Origin of the sequence: Pseudomonas sp. RIT-562, from assembly GCF_026241895.1 — a bacterium.
Classification (GTDB): Bacteria; Pseudomonadota; Gammaproteobacteria; order Pseudomonadales; family Pseudomonadaceae; genus Aquipseudomonas; species Aquipseudomonas mandelii_F.
The window spans coordinates 77665-93981 of record NZ_JAPJIV010000018.1 but is presented as its reverse complement, the minus strand read 5'-3'; the positions used below and the strand labels follow the sequence as shown (position 1 = coordinate 93981).

Genomic DNA, 16317 nt, shown 5'->3' with positions numbered 1-16317 from the left:
TACCAGGCGTAACAGACGCTTTACTTGTCGTCCGATGCAGTCATCAGCTCATGCCAGTACAACCACCAGTGCCACTGGGTATCGTCCTTGGTGAAACCTTCGTTGACGATGCCCGGGCCAGGCCAGCCTTCCGGCGCCCCCGTTTCAAAGACTGCCTGGTACTTCATCGTGCTCTTGCGGCCCATCGCCCCCTTGGCAGCCAGCGTCATGTGCGGCCAGGTATCGGAGTCATCCTGCTCGACCATGCCGGACGTGCCGAACAGCTGGATGGTTTGCTTGAGCATCTTGTCGCGCAATTCCGGGGAAGCGTCTTTCTCGGCAAATACCCAGTTGACGAACTCGAGCTTGTCCGGACCTTGCGGCACGTAGGCGTGCAGGGTCATCGAGCCGACGACAGTGCCATCCGGCTGCGGAATGTAGACAAAACCGAAAAGAATGTTCGGGAACATTCCACCGACTTGCGGCGGCATGCTGGTGAGCACTTTCAACTGATCTTCGGTCAAGTTGCGTGCCAGCTGTTCGACCATGTCGGCGGTCATGCCGGCAGGCGGCAATGCTTCGAGCTTCTGCTGCACACTCAACTCTGCCGGATCGAGGCCGGTCAGGCGCTTGATCTTGCGCGCCAGGTCGATGCAGCGCAGGGCATGGCCATGGGGCGAGCTGATTTCAACTCCGATCATTTCCGGGCTGAGGTCGGCTGTTTCACCCTCGCCTTTCTTGGCGTAATTGCCCACTTCGCCCAGCCAACGGTGCAAGGTCAGTGTGTGGAAACCGTCAGCCGCCGATTGCTCGCCAGCCGTTTTCCAGTTGGCGTTAACGATAAAGCGCTGCGGTGGGCCGAGTACTTCCATGCCCTTGTCGGAGCGGCAGAACAGCATGTCGTAATACCACTTGGCATCGCCGAGGAATTCGTCAAACGACGGCCCATCGATATTCCAGGTCGCAAAGACCAGACCGCCGTACAGCGTGACCCGTGCCTTTTTCAGGCCCAGTTCTTCTTTTGGCAGCATCTTGCCGTGCATGCACTCACGCTCGACGGGTGAGCCGACAAAGTCGCCATTCGGGCGGAAGGCCCAGCCGTGGTAGATGCATTTATGAATTTGCGTGTTGCCACAATCGGCGGTGCTGATGCGCATGCCGCGGTGCGGGCACACATTGAGGTTTACAAACACCTCGCCCTCTTTACCACGGGCAACAATGACCGAGTCGGAGCCCAGGTCGCGGACCATGAAGTCCCCGGAATTGGGGATCTCCGACTCGTGACCCAGGAGTACCCAGATCTTGCCGAAGATTTTTTCCATCTCCAGCTCGTAGATTTCGCGGTCAGACAACACGCGCATTTGTACTTCACGGCTAGAGGGATAGATGAGGTCAGAGACCTTGGTTCCATCAGACAATACGGGGCTTGTTCTTGTTAGCATGATTGCCTCCTGATCAGAGCGTCACGACAGTAGTCGCAGCGAAATATAAGACACTTTCTCTATTTATGTACATAGAATTCACTTTGTACTTGTAAGTGAATTCTTCCGTCATTCACGTACGCGTCAATCCTTGTTCGATGCCTTGCCCGCTTGAGTGCGCAGCACACCAATGCCGTCGATCTCCAGTTCAACCACATCGCCAGGCTTCAAATAACGCAATTGCTCCAGGCCGCAGCCGTTGCCGACCGTGCCGGAGCCCAGAAACTCGCCGGGGTACAGGGTTTCCGAGCGGGACACGTGGGCAATCACGTCTTCGAAACTCCAGCGCATATCGCGGGTATTGCCGCGCCCCCACTCCTCGCCATTGACCCGGGCGACCATGTTCAGGTCATAGGGATCACCCAGCTCATCGGCTGTCACCAGACAGGGGCCCATGATATTGGCGGTATCAAAATCCTTGCTCTTGGCCGGGCCGAGCATGCCGGGCATTTCCAGGGCCTGGGCGTCGCGGGCACTCATGTCGTTGAAGATGGTGTAGCCGACGATATGCGCCCGGGCGGCTTCACGGCTGATGTCCTTGCCGCGCTTACCGATGTAGCAACCGAACTCCAGTTCGAAATCCATCGCCCGGCTGTAGCTCGGCCATTGAAATTCATCGTCGATGCCAATCACCGCGAAACGGTTGCCCTTGTAGTAAATAGGCTGCTTGTTGAAAGTCTCGATGACCCGATCGTCAGCGCGGGTGTTCATCGCTTTCAGCGTGGCTTCCGGGTCTTCGGTACGCAGCGCACGGGCACGACGGGCCGCCGCGAAGCTCTGGCGCAGATGCAATTCGAAGCAGGAACAGTCGCGCATTTGTGGAGGCGGCTGGATCGGTGCACGCAGCTTCACGCTGGCACGCTCCAGCACCGCCGCCGAGGGTGCCTTAGCGACCAGTGAGCGGGCCAATTCCAGCGCCGGTTCGCCGGCCTCTACCAAAGCCAGAATGCTGCTCAACGCCACACTGTCACGACCTTCCAGCAAGCGGTAAGCGTGTTGCAGGTCGAGTACCTGCTGATCCCGATTGAGCAATGCACCCGCGCGCTCAAACCCTTCGGCGTCGGTATACGTCACCAGTCTCATACGCGACCACTCACGGGGAGCAGCGCACCGGTTACTGCTGCGGCTTCGTCGGATAAAAGAAACGCCACTACCGCCGCCAACGCCTGCGGAGTGACCCAGCGGCTGCTGTCAGCATCAGGCATGTCGGCGCGGTTGGCGGGGGTGTCAATGATGCTCGGCAGCACAGCGTTGACCGTTACACCACGATCCTTCAGTTCCTCGGCCAACGCCTCGGTCAACCGGGCCACACCGGCCTTGGAGGCGGCATAAGCCCCCATACCTGTTGCGGCTTTGACAGAGGCCAGCGCGCCAATGTTGACGATGCGCCCGGCCTTGGAATCCAGCAGGTGTGTCAACGCGGATTGAGAACTGACCACTGCGGTACGTACGTTCATCTGATAGAGGCGATCCCAGGTCAGCAGGCTGCCACCTTCGACGGTCTCCCAGGCAAACCCGCCCGCGACATTGACCAAACCGTCGATGCCACCCAAATGCCCCGCGACCTGCTCGAACGCAGCGCTGGCCGACTCGCTCGAAGTCAGGTCGACACCACCCAGGCACAGCAGGTTTTCCGTATCCAGCAAGGCAGCTGGGGCCTCGCTACGATCCAGCAACGCCACCCGGGCGCCTCGCGCCAGCAGAAATTTGCCAAGTGCGCTGCCGAGGGCACCAAACCCGCCGGTGACGACTACCCTCTTGTCCAATAGTGATTGGGACATCGCGAAATCCTCTTGTTGTTGTTTTACGGCGCGAACGGTCGATTCGCGCCTTTGTCCGGATGAATATATGACACTTTTAGAAAATATGTACAAATGATACCGTATGACTTCAAGTCAAACACTCACCTGCGGACCGCTGATGCCTAGAAAACTGCCTGCACTCAACGCCGACAACCGCGCCTTCTGGCAAGGCGGTCAACAGGGCGAACTGCTCGTTCATCTCTGCGCAGCCTGTAGCCGGTATTTCCACCCGCCCGCCCCGCTCTGCCCGCATTGCGCAAGCTTCGACGTGGCGCCGCAAGCGGTGTCCGGCAAGGGCACCGTACTTAGCTTCACCATCAACTATCAACCCTGGACCCCCGACCTGGAGGTGCCCTATGTGGTGGCGATCATCGAGCTCGTTGAGCAACCCGGCTTGCAGTTCGTGAGTAACGTGGTGGGCATGCCGGTCACGGATGTACATATCGACATGCCGGTACGGGTCAGCTTCCTCAATGTCGAGGATGTGTGGTTGCCTCTGTTCGAGAAGGATCAGTGATGTTCGATCATCGTTATGAAAAAGACGTAGCCATTACCGGTATCGGGCAATCAGAGATCGGCCGACCGTCTACCAAGTCAGCGATGCGCCTGACCCTGGACGCCTGCCTGGAAGCCATTGCGGACGCCGGCCTGCAACGTAGCGACATCGACGGCGTGGCCTGCTGGCCGGGTGATAACAACAATGGCGACCCGTTCTCACCGGTCGGTCCCAGTGCGCTGAAGAGCGCCCTTGGGCTCAACGTCAACTGGTTCGGTGGCGGTTATGAAGGGCCCGGCCCGCTTACCGGGGTCATTAACGGGGCCATGGCGATTGCGGCGGGCCTGTGCAAGCACGTACTGGTGTTTCGCACCATCACCGAAGCGTCAGCCCGTATGCTCAACAAACAGGCCGGCGCACTGACCAACAAAACCCAGGGTCGCGACAGCAGCTACGCCTGGCAGTGGTTTACCCCGTTCAATGTGCAATCGGGCATCAATCTGATGGCGTTGTATGCCCAGCGTCACTTCCATGAATACGGCACCCGACCGGAGCAGCTGGCGCAGATAGCCCTGACGTGTCGCCAGAACGCCATGCGCAACCCCAAGGCGCTGTACCGCACGCCGATGAGCATGGACGACTACATGGCATCGCGAATGATTTCAACGCCTCTGCGCATGTTCGACTGCGACGTGCATTGTGATGCGTCCACCGCCATCATCCTGTCCCGTCGTGATATCGCCCAGGACCAGCCAAATAAACCAATTCGCATCGAGGCCATGGGCGCAGCGTTGAACCAGCCCTGGTCGTGGGATCAGATCTCCCTGACCAAAATGGCCGCCTTCGATGTTGGCGAGATGATGTGGGCACGCACCGACTACACCCCGCAGGATGTTGAATCTGCGCAGTTGTATGACGGATTTTCGATCTTGACCCTGATCTGGCTTGAAGCCCTGGGCCTGTGCCCCATTGGGGAAAGTGGCGCGTTCGTCGAGGGTGGCACGCGCATCGCACTGGAGGGCAGCTTGCCCATCAATACCAATGGCGGGCAGCTGTCTGGCGGACGCACCCACGGCCTGGGTTACGTGCATGAAGCCTGCCTGCAACTGTGGGGTCGTGCCGAAGGCCGGCAAACCCGCGAACACCGCGTCAGTACGGTGGCAGCCGGAGGCGGCCCGCTGGGGGGTAGCCTGCTACTGGTTCGCGAGTAACGGCGCGCCTCAGTAGAGTACGCCGGCCACTTCGCTGCAGAACTCGATCAGCGCCTTGCCCAGTTCGGCAAGGCCCTCTTCATCCCGTTGGCCACGGAACATCACCGCTGACACGGTGAAATCGATGCTGTTGGTTGGTGAGAAGACCGGCGCCGCAATGGCAAGAATCCCCCCCGAAAAATGCCCATCGTCCATTGCCCAACCGCGCTCGGCGGCCTCTCTCACTTCTTCGCGATAGACCTCGAGCGACAGCGGCTGGGCCCAGCGAATCGTCTCGAAACTGCTCTGTACTTCCGGATCGTCGAGGTCGATCTGCGTAGCGAACAACCGGCCGCTGGCGCCCATCAGAATTGGCAGACGCTGACCTTCAGCCATGTCGATACGCACATCGGTCGGGCTCGCGGCGGAACTGACAATGACGATGCGGTCAGGGCTCATTTTGCGCCACAGGGTGATGGTCACCCGCTGGCGTGCAGCCAGGTTCTGCAACAGGGGTTTGGCCATTTGCACGCGGTGACCCTGAGTCACCAATTGTTCAACCAGGCGCGCCAGGCCCAGGCCCACGGTGTAACGCTTGGAAAGGGCACTGAAATCGACCACCTCCTCTTGCACCAGGGTGCGCAGGATGTTGAAGCAGGTACTTGGATTGATTTTCAGTTGCCGGGCGATGTCCACTGAACGTTCCGGCGTGCCCACCTGACTGAGATAGCGCAAGATGCGTATGGCGTTGGATACAGGCTTGACGAGGGTTGCGCCGGCCGATTTGCTGCTGTCGTTGACGTCAGTGAGTTCCATGCCCAATCCAGTAACTTTAGAGTGGCGCCATTCTAACCTGAGAATGATTGGCGCCGTAAAAGTTTTATCTGGGAATTACTCGAACACTTCAATCGGTTAATTTCACTGGCGGCTGATAGATCAAACGACGGGTTTGCAGATCTTCGCGACGAAAACGCTCGATGAGACGCTCTTGGGCCTGGTCGGCCTGGGTCACCCGAACCTGTTGGCGCAAGTATTCCAGCCATGACTCGACAATAAAGCGCTCGCTGTAGAGTTGCGGGTCCGCCATGTCGCGGTACAAACGCCAGTTTTGCGCACCGTTGCGCCGTCGCGCCTTGCCTACCGCGTATACGGCAGCCAGAAATTCATCGCGGTCCGGCGCCGCCACCTGGTACACAATCTCCACCGATACCGGTCCTTCGGAATGGGACACCGGACTGGCCAGCTGGAGTGTGTCGGTCAACTGCACCTCGGCAAAGTCTGCTTCCTGGCCCAGTTCCACATGGCCATTTCGGGTCAGCGCGATGCCGACCAGCAACAACAGTGTCGAGAGCAGCAAGCTCTGGCTCAATCCCAGATACTCGGCCAATGCCCCCCATATCGCACCGCCGGCCGCCATCGCGCCCATCAGGATCAACACATAGACCGATGCGACCCGTGCGCGCACCCAATTGGCGGCATAGGTTTGCACCACCGTTGAAATGGTCGCGTTGACCGCCATCCAGCCGAACCCTGCCAGCAGCAGCATTGCGCAGACCGCGTAGCGGTTGTTGGATAGCGCGGCAGTGAGGGTGGCGAGGGCAAAGGAAATGGCGCCGCAAACCAGCAGATGACGCATGCCCAATACGCGATACAACCGCGGCAAGCTCAGCGCAGCCAATACTGCACCGGCACCAAGAAACGCCATGAGCAAGCCATAACCACCAGCGTCCATACCCAATTCCTGCTTGGCCACCAGTGGCAGCAAGGCCCATAAAGCACTGGCACTCATGGTGAACACAAGAACCTGCTTCATGGCGCTGAACAGGACCGCTGAATGCCGGATATAGCGCAGGCCACTGCGCATGCCACCGGTCAGGGTTTCCGGTGGCAAGCCCACGGCAGGCGGGTTGGGCGCGATACGAAAGAGGAAGAGGAGCACCGCGAACATACACAGCGCGATCACCAGAAATACCGAGGTCGTGTTCCAGTATGCAATCAGTGCACCCGCCAACGCGGGGCCCAAAGCCCGGGTGGCATTGATGGAAATTCCGTTCAAGGACACTGCAGCCGGCACCTGGTCGCGAGGCAGTACGCCGACCATGGTCACCATCCACGCCGACATGCCCAGCGCACTGCCAGTACCGAGCACAAAGGTAAACGCCAACAAGCCCCAGGTTTCCATGTGCGCGCTGTACGCCAGCACACACAACACCAGTGCGGCGAACAGCATCATGCACTGGGTAATGATCAGCCAACTGCGACGGTCTACCCGATCGGCAATCACCCCACCGGGAAAGGCAAACAGAAATACCGGTAGGGTCACGGCGGTTTGCACCAGAGAGACCATGGCTGCCGACGTCGTCAATGTGGTCATGATCCACGCCGCGGCGACCGTCTGCATCCAGATAGCCATGTTGACCACTGCGGCTGCCAGCCATAAACCGCGGAACGCTTTGTTGCGAAACGGCGCCCACGCCGAACCCTCGCTCATCATCACTCCTCAGCGGCTACGCCAGTCAGTTTCAGGGATTACTTGTCCAGCGGCTGACCCAGTCGCCCCGCCGCACGGGCGGGGATGAGTTGGCGTGGCGCAGCGATGGTATTGCTCTGTCGACCGATACCTGCAATCTCAGCCTCGACCCGATCACCCGGCCGTAAAAAACGCCCGCTTTCCAGTCCTACGCCGTGGGTGGATCCGGTAAACACCAGGTCGCCAGGACGCAGACTGATGCGTGCATCCAGATAATTGAGCAACTCATCCAGGGGAAAAATCATCTGCCGGGTATTGTCCTGCTGGCGCAGTTCATAGTTAACGCTCAGGCGCATATCTAAAGCCGGTTGCCCCGTTACACCCAGCTCGTCCGCGGTCACGATCCATGGACCTACCGGTGTGGTGCGGTCCATGGCTTTCTGGGTCAACAGGTCCAGACGACCAATCTGCTTGCCGGCATCGCGCGCACTTATGTCATTGCCCACCGTATACCCCAGCAGGCAGTCGCTGGCATGCGGTTCATCCAGCAACGGGCGGCCCACTACGGCGACCAGTTCCACCTCGTAATCAAGCTGGGTGGTCAGCGGCGAATAATCGATCTCGTCATAGGCACCAACCAGCGCTGACTCCGGTTTCATGTACGCCAACGGGTGCGCCGGAGAATCACTGCCAAGGCGCTTGAGGTGGCTGAGGTAATTGAGGCCCACACCAAAAACCCGGCTACCGGGTTCCAATGGCGCAAGCAGGCGCGCAGCCGACAACGGCAACCATTCGCCACTCGGGTCGAGGGCGTCTGGCGCAAGATCCGCCCCTAGCCCGGCCCAGTGGGCGAAAGGAGCATTAATTCGCCGAAAGCAATCAGCTTGCGCATTCAGCAACGCCCAGAACGCTTGCCCGGCAACTTCGACCCGCGCCAGACGCATGTCAGCGCTTGGCCAAGTAGGTCGGCAGGTACTCGGCGTCGAGCACTTCTTCCGGCGTCTTGACGCTGGCGCCGAGAATTGGCCCGACCATTTCGTGGCCCCACAGGCTGAGTTTTTCTGGATTCAGCTCATAGGGATCGCCTTGCCATGGCTCGATTTCAGCAATGGTCTCGAAGGCGAACCCGGACGGATTGAAATGGTAGAACGACAGATGGGGGTCCTGGGCATGTTGGCCGAGGGTCATCATCATCGGCAGTTCACGCTGACGCACGATGTCGTAGGTCTCACCGACATCACGCACGTTGCGTACAAACAGCCCGACATGCTGCACGCCCATGCGACCCGGTCCGTGACCATAAGCGATGTCATGGCTGGTGTGATGGTTGAGTTTGGAGCGGAAGAAACCGGTTCGTCCCTTGCCCGCACCAGCGCCATACCAGCTGAAACCCATGACATTAAGCAGGAAGTCTTCCAGTTCCGGAGTGTAGTCCGGGGTGATCAGCACCACATGACCCGCACCCCGTTCGTCGGCAAGGAAACCACTGTGCGGGCGGCCCGGCTGGAACGAGCGCGGCAGCCATTTTTGCCCGTAAAACAATTCGTGCTGATACCCCACCGGGTCACGAAAACGCACTAATTCACGCACGCCACGCTTTTCGCACAGCTCAGCATCACCGCGAGTGAAGTCGACATTGGCGGCTGCCAGCTTCTTGATGCCGTCCTCGAACGCCATGCGCCCCACCGCTTCCCAACCGATGTAGACAATGCGGTCTACCTTGCCAGGATGAAAAGCGAAGCGATGCCGACGATCATCGATCTTGAAGTACAGCGAATCGGGATCACTCTCGGGGTTCTTGCCTATGCCAAAACCCATCACCTGAGGGCCGTACTCACGCCACGCTTGGAGATTGGGGGTCTCAAAGCCCATGTAACCGATACCGATGATGTCCACGTTATTCACCTTGTTATTGTTCGAGATGAAAGGGTGCCGGTAGCCCATGCCAGGGCGCCGCGCGTGCTAGATCGCGAGTAACCCGCCATCGATGACGAAGTCCGAACCGGTAATGAATGAAGCCTCATCCGAGGCGACAAAGACCGCCATTGCCACCACTTCCTCGGGTTCGCCGGGGCGATCCATCAATACGCCATCCAGCAGCATGGCGCGCATTTTGGGGTCTTCCAGAAAAGGCCGGGTGCCAGGCGTCGCGACAAATCCCGGGCTCAAACTGACCGCACGTATACCGAACGGCGCCCCTTCTACCGCCAACTGGCGAGTGAAGGACACCACAGCGCCCTTTGCAGCCGAATGCGCGGAAATGCCGGCCACTTTCGAGCCACCCCATGCAGCGGTGGACGATACATTGATGATCACTCCGCGCTGTTCGGCCAAGTGGTGCCATGCATATTTGGTGGTATAGAACAGCAGGTCGATTTCGTTGCGCATGGTGTACTGCCAATCTTCGATCGACAGCTCGCTGACCAGCCCGAAGCGTGCGGCGGAAGCGTTGTTGTACAGGATGTCGATGCGCCCGTGTTCAGCCACGGCGGCATCGATCCAGGCCTTGGCCTGTTCATGATCACCCAGGTCCACGGGTGCCGAGCCGTACAGGGTAAAACCCTCGGCCTGCATCAACGCTGCAGTCTCCTCGTGACCTTCGGCATTGAAATCGCAACCGACCACAATCGCCCCTTCACGGGCAAAACGTAGCGCCGCAGCCCTGCCCTGGCCGCCGCCTGTACCGGTTATCAGCGCGACCTTGTTTGGTAATCGACCCATTAGCACATCCTCACCTCAGTGGTTATCACGTTTGCGGCAGGCGCTCACGCCATCAAACGGCTTCGTCATCCGGGGTGATGGGCTCAAGCCAGATGGCCTCCGCGGGGCAAGCGGCTGCACCCTCACGAGCCTCCTCCTCCAACTCCGGCGGCACGCGGGCATCGTCGAGGTACACCATGCCATCGGCATCAAGCTTGTACAGGCTGGGGCAAATCGCAGCACACAAACCATAACCACAGCAGCGGCTTCGGTCGGCCACCGCTTTGAACTGCGCTTTTTCTGAACTCATTTTTTTCTCCTTTATCAGGTTCAGCTTTTGCAAATTATGAACACTTATTTATTTTATGTGCAATTAATTTTTAACGCGGATATGCTGAGGCTCATCCGCTGTCCCTGATCATTGCCTTGGCTTAAAAAAAGGGAATCGCAGCAGGATGTTGAACACGGCTGGCTTCAGAGTGATTCAACCGTGGGTGCAACGCATGAAATTCGTTTGTCCGTTAGTCAGATAGCTGCGCTGGACAAAGCCGAATTTCTGATTTTATTCTGATTAAAAAACCAGATTCTGTTCAAAGAATCTGCTGGCGGTGATTCACATCACCACTTGTAGCAGTGCTTGGCTCAACAAAACCTATAAGGAAGCCAACTCCATGCACCCGTCTAGAAACGAAGCGGCAATCGATCTGCGCGAATTCCGCCAAAGCTGGAAAATCCTGATTTTGTCGGTCGCCGGAGTGGCCATCAGCATCAACGCCGCCCTGCTCTATGGTTTCGGCACACTGGTCGTGCCGCTCGGCGATGCCTTTGGCTGGAGCAAAAGTGAGCTGCAAGCCTGCATCACCTTTCTGTTTGGCGGCGCGGTGGTGTCATTGCAGTTGGTGGGTTGGTTCAACCTGCGCTACGGCATGAAGCGCGTTACCGTTATTTCCCTGCTGTTGTTGTCACTCGGTTACCTGGCAACCACGCAGCTGACCCAATCGATCTGGTCGATGTACATCGCCTTTGCACTGCTGCCCATCGTCGGCATGGGCGCGCTGGCCGTAACCTGGACCCAGCTGATCAGTCTTTGGTTCGACAGCAATCGCGGCCTGGCGCTCGCCATTGGTCTGTCCGGGACTGGTGTCACTGCCGCCATCATTCCCCGGCTGATGGCCTGGGGCATCGAGCAATGGGACTGGCGCGCGGCCTTCGTGATTCTCGCGCTGCTCAATCTGTTGGTGCTGCTGCCGCTGATTCTGCTGTGGTTCAAACTACCCTCTGTTGCCGGTCACCGTGACGGCGGGCGTGCGCTGGAGCAATTGCCCGGCATGTCTTTTCGTGAAGGCATGGGCTCGCTGAAATTCTGGACCTGTAACCTGGCGCTCAGCCTGGTGATTTCTTCGATTGTCGGCATGGTCACCAGCACCGTGCCCATGCTGCAAGCCCGAGGCCTATCCGCGGGGGACGCGGCCACCATTTTCAGCTGCTTTGGTATTTCGCTGATCTTCGGCCGCATGCTTATCGGCTATCTGCTCGATCGTCTGTGGCCGCCGATTGTGTCTGCGATCAGCCTGGTGCTGCCCGCTATCGGTTGTTTCATCTACCTGAGCCCGACCACCGAATTTGCCCCGCTCATGCTGGCGGCGGTGCTGGTTGGTTTTGGCGCCGGGGCGGAGTTCGATATTGCCGCGTTCCTGATTGCCCGCTACTTCGGCTTGCGCGAATACGGCCGCCTGTTCGGCGTGCATCAGGGCCTCAATACCGTGGCTTCGGCGCTGGCGCCGTTGCTCTTTGCGTACATGCTGGCGCGCACCGGATCGTATAACGCCATGCTGGTTTATAGCGCCGCCTGCTGCCTGATCGGTCCGCTGTTGCTACTGACCCTTGGGCGAGTGCCGCACTTCAACGTGCAAACCATTCCCAGCCAATCCTGAGCCCCCTAACAAGAATCGGAGCAGAACATGCCCACATTGACATTTATTGAACACAACGGCACCGCCCATCAAGTCAAAGGCGACATCGGCCAGTCGGTGATGCAAGCCGCGACCTTCGCCTCGGTGCCGGGTATTTCTGCCGACTGCGGTGGTGCCTGCAGTTGCGCCACCTGTCACACCTATGTCGACGAGGCCTGGCTGGGCAAGGTGCAAGCGGCGGAAGGCATGGAGAACGACATGCTCGAGTACGCTTTCGAACGTCGCGACAGCAGCCGCTTGAGCTGTCAAATGATCATCAGCGAAGACATGGACGGCATGGTTTTGCACCTGCCGTCGTCGCAATTCTGAATGCGCGTGAAGGAGTTCCCATGACCCTCGCCTCAGTCGTTATCGTCGGTGCTGGCCAGGCCGGATTTCAGGTCGCTGCCTCCCTGCGCCAGGAAGGCTTTGACGGGCGCATCACCCTGATCGGCGATGAGCCAGGCCTGCCCTACCAGCGCCCGCCATTGTCCAAAGCCTATCTGCTCGGCAAGATCCAGGCGACCAATCTGCTGTTTCGTCCTGCTGATTTCTACACCACCCAGCGCATTGAACTGCTGCATGACCAGGCGACCGCGATCGACCGCCTGAACCGACGCGTGGTGTTAGCCTCGGGTGCTGCTGTCAGTTACGACCATCTGGTACTGGCGACCGGAGCCCACAACCGCCCCCTGCCGGTTCCCGGCGCAGAGTTGCCGCAAGTGTTCGGTATCAAAACCAAAGCCGATGCCGACGCCCTGGCGCCGCTGGCGAAAGAAGCGCGCAACGTGGTGGTGATTGGAGCCGGGTTTATCGGCCTCGAGTTTGCGGCGGTGGCCGCTGCCCTAGGGGCTAATGTGCACGTACTGGAGCTGGGCGAGCGTCCCATGGCTCGTGCCGTGTCGCGGGAAATGTCGGAATTGTTTCGCCAGGCCCATGAAGCGTGGGGCGTCCATTTTGACTTCCGCCAGGGTTTAAGCCGCATCGACGGCGATAACGGCAAGGTGTGCGCGGTACAAACCGGTGACGGACGTGCACTCCCTGCTGACCTGGTGGTGTTTGGTATCGGTGTGATTCCCAATGCGCAGCTGGCGACTGAAGCCGGTCTGGACATCGAGAACGGCATCAAGGTGGACGCCAGCCTGCTGACCTCTGACCCGCAAATTTCCGCGGTAGGCGATGTCGCCAGCTTCCCGTGCCTGCAAAACAATGAGTTACACACCCGCCTCGAGTCGGTGCAGAACGCCATCGACCAGGCCCGCACAGTGGCTGCACGCTTGATGGGTAAACCGGCACCTTATAGCGCCCTGCCCTGGTTCTGGACCGATCAAGGCAACTTGAAACTGCAGATCGCCGGACTCTCGCATGGCTATGACAGTACCGTCGTGCTCGGTTCAGTCGAAGAACATCAAGCGTCTGTGCTGTGTTTCCGCAATGACCGTCTGGTGGCCGTGGAGTCCTGCAATCGCATGGGCGATCACATGGCGGCGCGCAAGATTCTTGCTCGCGCGCCCAAGCTGACGGCAGTTGAGGCCGCCACTGACGGGTTCGATCTGAAAGCTTGGGAAGCGGCCAACCGCGACTGAACGTCGTACTGATCTTTCACACCCGCTGCCGCGCCCGCCTTAAAGCTGACGCGGCATTTTTTTGCACAACGACTGGAGCGATGCAATGAACAAAGTCTGGTTTATTACCGGTGCGGCCCGAGGCTTGGGTGCTGCCATTGCCAAAGCCGCATTGGCTGATGGTGACAGCGTGGTGGTCAGCGCCCGGCGTATCGAACCGCTGGAAATTGTCTTTGCCGAGTACGGCGAACGCGTGCTGGCAGTGGCCCTGGATGTGACCGACGAAGCCCAGGCACTGGCTGCCGTAGAAACTGCCGTGGCGCGTTTTGGCCGAATCGATGTGCTGGTCAACAACGCCGGTTATGGACAACTGGCGCCGTTTGAAGACAATTTCGCCAGCGACGCCGACCAGCAGTTCGCGACCAATGTGTTCGGTGTGTTCAACGTCTGCCGCGCCGTGCTGCCTGTCATGCGTCAGCAACGCAGTGGCCGGGTGTTCAACGTGTCTTCAATGGGTGGCATGGTCGGGATGGGTGGTGCGGCGCTGTACTGCGCGTCTAAATTTGCTGTGGAAGGTTTTTCCGAATCCCTGGCCCAGGAAGTGGCGCAGTTCGGGATCAAGGTCACGCTGGTGGAGCCCGGGGTTTTCCGTACCGACTTTCTCGACCCCAGCTCCGCGGTCTTCGGTACACGCGGGTTGGAGGATTACGCTGCATTCACCGCCAAGGTCAAAGGCGCTTCGGCCGCCTACAACCATCAGCAAACCGGCAACCCGGCTAAACTGGGCGATGCGCTGGTGCTCCTGGCCAACAGCGAACATCCACCGTTGCGTTACCTGGCGGGTTCAGACGCTTATCAGCAGGTCAGCGACAAGCTCAACAGGATGCTCGCGGAAATCGAGCAATGGCAGCAGCTGTCCCATTCCACCGATGGCGTCTAGGCGACGACGCGCACAGCCTTTCTGACAAGGCTGTGCGCAACGATTACTGGTTGATGAAGTAACGTACGGACAACTTTCCTTCTTCAAACCGATACAACTCGATCGTCTCGATACCGCCTTCCTGCTCGCGAAAGGCGTTCAGGTGATGGCACGCCGCTTCATTGCCATTGACGATGCACTGGCGCACTTCAACGCGAATCTTCGGTTGCTGCTGCGCCCACATGCCTTCCAGTACCTGCCAGGCATCGGCCTGGGGCTTGCCGACGTATTCGATACTCAAGCCGTTGGCCGAGACGCTGCGGTAGTGAGCGAAAAAGCCGTCTTTGTCGCCCCGGTTCCAGCAGTCGATCTGCCCGTGCAGAAAGTGCTCGATGGTGTGTTTGTCCATGCTCATTTCACGTTCATCCTCAAGTGGGTTCAGGCATGTGGTCGTAGCTGGAGGTTTTGCTGACGGGCGAGGAATTTTGGCTCCATTCTCAACCACAGCAGAATGGTCGGGCCGACAATGGCGCAGCAGAAACAGCACACCAGCACAGCGGAATAGCTGCCGTACAGGTCATAGAGATGGCCGAACAGCATGGGTACCAGACCGGAGACAATGGTGATCAGGCACAGGTGCAGACCAAATATCCGCGCGTAGTCTTTCAAGCCGAAATAGCGCGCCATCAGGAATGCCGCCAGATCGAACTCAGCTCCGGCACTGGCGCCGATGCACAGGGTCGCCAGCACCAGCAACGGTGTGTTTTGCGCCCCGCCAAAGAGAAAGATCGCGCAGCCCAATGCGGGTAGCGCCAGGCTCACGGCGGCCACTACTGAAGGTGAATAGCGGTCCAGCAGATAACCCACCAACAAGCGCCCGCCGATGATGGAAATACCAAAGGTACTGAAGATCTGACTGGCTTGCTGCGCACTCAGGCCCTTGCTTTGCAGCATCGGCACCATGTTGGTGACCATGCCGACGGTCAACGACACCGACAATATCAATGCAACGTTAAAGCCCCAGTACATCCCTGAGCGCACTGCTTGTTTGAAGGACATGCCGGACAGCTCCGGAAGTTCCTTCTGCGTTGTCGCGTCAGGACTGGTGAGCAGCGCCGGCATGCGCAGCCACATCAATGACAAGGGCAACGTAAACAACAAAGGCATCGCCCCCAGCGCAATAAACCCGGCTTGCCAACCGTAGGCGGCAATCAGCCGCGACAACAGCGGTGGCAGAATCATCGCCATCAGCCCGGTGCCACACAGAATCACGGCCAGCGCCAAACCACGGTTACGCTCGAACCAGAGGTTGACCAGTTGCGTCCAGGTGATCGCAATGGTTCCGGCACAAATGATCGGCATGCTGAAAAACGCCAGGTACAACCAGCCGATCGAACCCTCAATCCGCGTGATCGCAAAGTAACCGACGATCTGCAGCACGATCGAAACAATCGCTACCCGGCGCAGCCCGAACCGACGGTACAGCCAGCCGACCAGTTGCGTGGAAATCGCCACACCGGCGAACAGAAAGGTGATGGAGGCCTGCAAGTCGCCCCGGCTCCAGCCGAACGCCTGTTCCAGCGGAATCACCAGGGTGCCGAAGGCGTACAGCAACGCAGCGGTAATACTGGTGCAGATGCCAAACAGGCCCAGGACAACCACGCGCCAGCCGCGCTTGAACTCGGAAAAATCATTGCCGGCGTGGGCCGTGGTGTTGCTACTGCGTGTATCCGATGTCATGACCTGACTCCCATCGCGGACGT

17 protein-coding genes are annotated in these 16317 nt (G+C 59.0%); 6 read left to right on the top strand and 11 right to left on the bottom strand.

What is annotated here, in order from left to right:
• Positions 1–20 precede the first annotated feature (20 nt).
• The 3 genes from ORL50_RS20610 to ORL50_RS20600 all read right to left on the bottom strand — a co-directional run bounded on the left by ORL50_RS20610 (position 21) and on the right by ORL50_RS20600 (position 3241).
• Positions 21–1421, bottom strand: coding sequence for an aromatic ring-hydroxylating dioxygenase subunit alpha (locus tag ORL50_RS20610; RefSeq protein ID WP_057005046.1), 1401 nt, complete (start codon positions 1419–1421; stop codon positions 21–23).
• Between the two features lie 123 nt (positions 1422–1544).
• A complete protein-coding gene (locus ORL50_RS20605) occupies positions 1545–2543 on the bottom strand; it encodes a fumarylacetoacetate hydrolase family protein (protein ID WP_020300788.1) in 999 nt (332 codons plus the stop codon).
• Positions 2540–3241, bottom strand: coding sequence for an SDR family NAD(P)-dependent oxidoreductase (locus tag ORL50_RS20600; RefSeq protein ID WP_020300789.1), 702 nt, complete (start codon positions 3239–3241; stop codon positions 2540–2542). Before ORL50_RS20600 ends, ORL50_RS20605 begins: the two co-directional genes overlap by 4 nt.
• Before the next feature lie 139 nt (positions 3242–3380).
• Here ORL50_RS20600 and ORL50_RS20595 point away from each other — a divergent pair, with 139 nt between their 5' ends.
• Positions 3381–3779: a Zn-ribbon domain-containing OB-fold protein gene (locus ORL50_RS20595; RefSeq protein WP_266017609.1), complete on the top strand. Its 399-nt coding sequence runs from the start codon at positions 3381–3383 to the stop codon at positions 3777–3779.
• Positions 3779–4969 carry a thiolase family protein gene (locus ORL50_RS20590; protein WP_020300791.1) on the top strand — a complete coding sequence of 397 codons (1191 nt, stop codon included), beginning with the start codon at positions 3779–3781 and terminating at the stop codon, positions 4967–4969. The genes ORL50_RS20595 and ORL50_RS20590 overlap by 1 nt, the downstream gene beginning before the upstream one ends.
• A gap of 9 nt (positions 4970–4978) precedes the next feature.
• On the opposite strand, the gene ORL50_RS20585 is transcribed toward ORL50_RS20590, so the two are convergent.
• From ORL50_RS20585 to ORL50_RS20560, 6 genes are all read right to left on the bottom strand, one after another.
• Positions 4979–5764, bottom strand: a complete 786-nt coding sequence (locus tag ORL50_RS20585; protein ID WP_020300792.1) for an IclR family transcriptional regulator — start codon at positions 5762–5764, stop codon at positions 4979–4981.
• Between the two features lie 88 nt (positions 5765–5852).
• Complete coding sequence (locus tag ORL50_RS20580; RefSeq protein WP_020300793.1) at positions 5853–7439, bottom strand: MFS transporter; 1587 nt, start codon at positions 7437–7439, stop codon at positions 5853–5855.
• Between the two features lie 38 nt (positions 7440–7477).
• The gene (locus tag ORL50_RS20575) at positions 7478–8362 is read right to left on the bottom strand and encodes a fumarylacetoacetate hydrolase family protein (RefSeq protein WP_020300794.1); all 885 of its coding nucleotides are present in this window, start codon (positions 8360–8362) and stop codon (positions 7478–7480) included.
• Between the two features lies 1 nt (position 8363).
• Complete coding sequence (locus ORL50_RS20570; protein ID WP_032904513.1) at positions 8364–9314, bottom strand: VOC family protein; 951 nt, start codon at positions 9312–9314, stop codon at positions 8364–8366.
• Between the two features lie 66 nt (positions 9315–9380).
• Positions 9381–10139 carry an SDR family NAD(P)-dependent oxidoreductase gene (locus ORL50_RS20565; RefSeq protein ID WP_020300796.1) on the bottom strand — a complete coding sequence of 253 codons (759 nt, stop codon included), beginning with the start codon at positions 10137–10139 and terminating at the stop codon, positions 9381–9383.
• A 52-nt stretch (positions 10140–10191) separates the two neighbouring features.
• Entirely contained in the window at positions 10192–10428 is a 237-nt protein-coding gene (locus ORL50_RS20560) for a ferredoxin (protein ID WP_020300797.1), read from the bottom strand.
• Positions 10429–10789: 361 nt separating this feature from the next.
• Here ORL50_RS20560 and ORL50_RS20555 point away from each other — a divergent pair, with 361 nt between their 5' ends.
• The 4 genes from ORL50_RS20555 (at position 10790) to ORL50_RS20540 (ending at position 14575) form a co-directional block, all read left to right on the top strand.
• Complete coding sequence (locus ORL50_RS20555; RefSeq protein WP_020300798.1) at positions 10790–12052, top strand: MFS transporter; 1263 nt, start codon at positions 10790–10792, stop codon at positions 12050–12052.
• Between the two features lie 27 nt (positions 12053–12079).
• Positions 12080–12400 (top strand): 2Fe-2S iron-sulfur cluster-binding protein, encoded by a 321-nt coding sequence (locus ORL50_RS20550; protein ID WP_020300799.1) that lies wholly within the window; start codon positions 12080–12082, stop codon positions 12398–12400.
• A 20-nt stretch (positions 12401–12420) separates the two neighbouring features.
• The gene (locus ORL50_RS20545) at positions 12421–13656 is read left to right on the top strand and encodes an NAD(P)/FAD-dependent oxidoreductase (RefSeq protein WP_020300800.1); all 1236 of its coding nucleotides are present in this window, start codon (positions 12421–12423) and stop codon (positions 13654–13656) included.
• A gap of 85 nt (positions 13657–13741) precedes the next feature.
• Positions 13742–14575, top strand: a complete 834-nt coding sequence (locus ORL50_RS20540) for an oxidoreductase (protein ID WP_020300801.1) — start codon at positions 13742–13744, stop codon at positions 14573–14575.
• 43 nt (positions 14576–14618) lie between these two features.
• Here ORL50_RS20540 and ORL50_RS20535 read toward each other — a convergent pair whose 3' ends face one another.
• A complete protein-coding gene (locus ORL50_RS20535) occupies positions 14619–14969 on the bottom strand; it encodes a nuclear transport factor 2 family protein (protein ID WP_020300802.1) in 351 nt (116 codons plus the stop codon).
• A 23-nt stretch (positions 14970–14992) separates the two neighbouring features.
• The gene (locus ORL50_RS20530) at positions 14993–16294 is read right to left on the bottom strand and encodes an MFS transporter (protein ID WP_126588876.1); all 1302 of its coding nucleotides are present in this window, start codon (positions 16292–16294) and stop codon (positions 14993–14995) included.
• Positions 16295–16317: the final 23 nt, after the last annotated feature.

Bases quoted from the DNA above. Each gene is read 5' to 3' on its own strand.
- ORL50_RS20540 (WP_020300801.1), top strand. From the start codon at position 13,742: ATGAACAAAGTCTGGTTTATTACCGGTGCGGCCCGAGGCTTGGGTGCT.
- ORL50_RS20600 (WP_020300789.1), bottom strand. From the start codon at position 3,241: ATGTCCCAATCACTATTGGACAAGAGGGTAGTCGTCACCGGCGGGTTT.
- ORL50_RS20555 (WP_020300798.1), top strand. From the start codon at position 10,790: ATGCACCCGTCTAGAAACGAAGCGGCAATCGATCTGCGCGAATTCCGC.
- ORL50_RS20565 (WP_020300796.1), bottom strand. From the start codon at position 10,139: ATGGGTCGATTACCAAACAAGGTCGCGCTGATAACCGGTACAGGCGGC.
- ORL50_RS20580 (WP_020300793.1), bottom strand. From the start codon at position 7,439: ATGAGCGAGGGTTCGGCGTGGGCGCCGTTTCGCAACAAAGCGTTCCGC.
- ORL50_RS20585 (WP_020300792.1), bottom strand. From the start codon at position 5,764: ATGGAACTCACTGACGTCAACGACAGCAGCAAATCGGCCGGCGCAACC.
- ORL50_RS20595 (WP_266017609.1), top strand. From the start codon at position 3,381: ATGCCTAGAAAACTGCCTGCACTCAACGCCGACAACCGCGCCTTCTGG.
- ORL50_RS20545 (WP_020300800.1), top strand. From the start codon at position 12,421: ATGACCCTCGCCTCAGTCGTTATCGTCGGTGCTGGCCAGGCCGGATTT.
- ORL50_RS20550 (WP_020300799.1), top strand. From the start codon at position 12,080: ATGCCCACATTGACATTTATTGAACACAACGGCACCGCCCATCAAGTC.
- ORL50_RS20575 (WP_020300794.1), bottom strand. From the start codon at position 8,362: ATGCGTCTGGCGCGGGTCGAAGTTGCCGGGCAAGCGTTCTGGGCGTTG.
- ORL50_RS20535 (WP_020300802.1), bottom strand. From the start codon at position 14,969: ATGAGCATGGACAAACACACCATCGAGCACTTTCTGCACGGGCAGATC.
- ORL50_RS20530 (WP_126588876.1), bottom strand. From the start codon at position 16,294: ATGACATCGGATACACGCAGTAGCAACACCACGGCCCACGCCGGCAAT.
- ORL50_RS20560 (WP_020300797.1), bottom strand. From the start codon at position 10,428: ATGAGTTCAGAAAAAGCGCAGTTCAAAGCGGTGGCCGACCGAAGCCGC.
- ORL50_RS20605 (WP_020300788.1), bottom strand. From the start codon at position 2,543: ATGAGACTGGTGACGTATACCGACGCCGAAGGGTTTGAGCGCGCGGGT.
- ORL50_RS20610 (WP_057005046.1), bottom strand. From the start codon at position 1,421: ATGCTAACAAGAACAAGCCCCGTATTGTCTGATGGAACCAAGGTCTCT.
- ORL50_RS20590 (WP_020300791.1), top strand. From the start codon at position 3,779: ATGTTCGATCATCGTTATGAAAAAGACGTAGCCATTACCGGTATCGGG.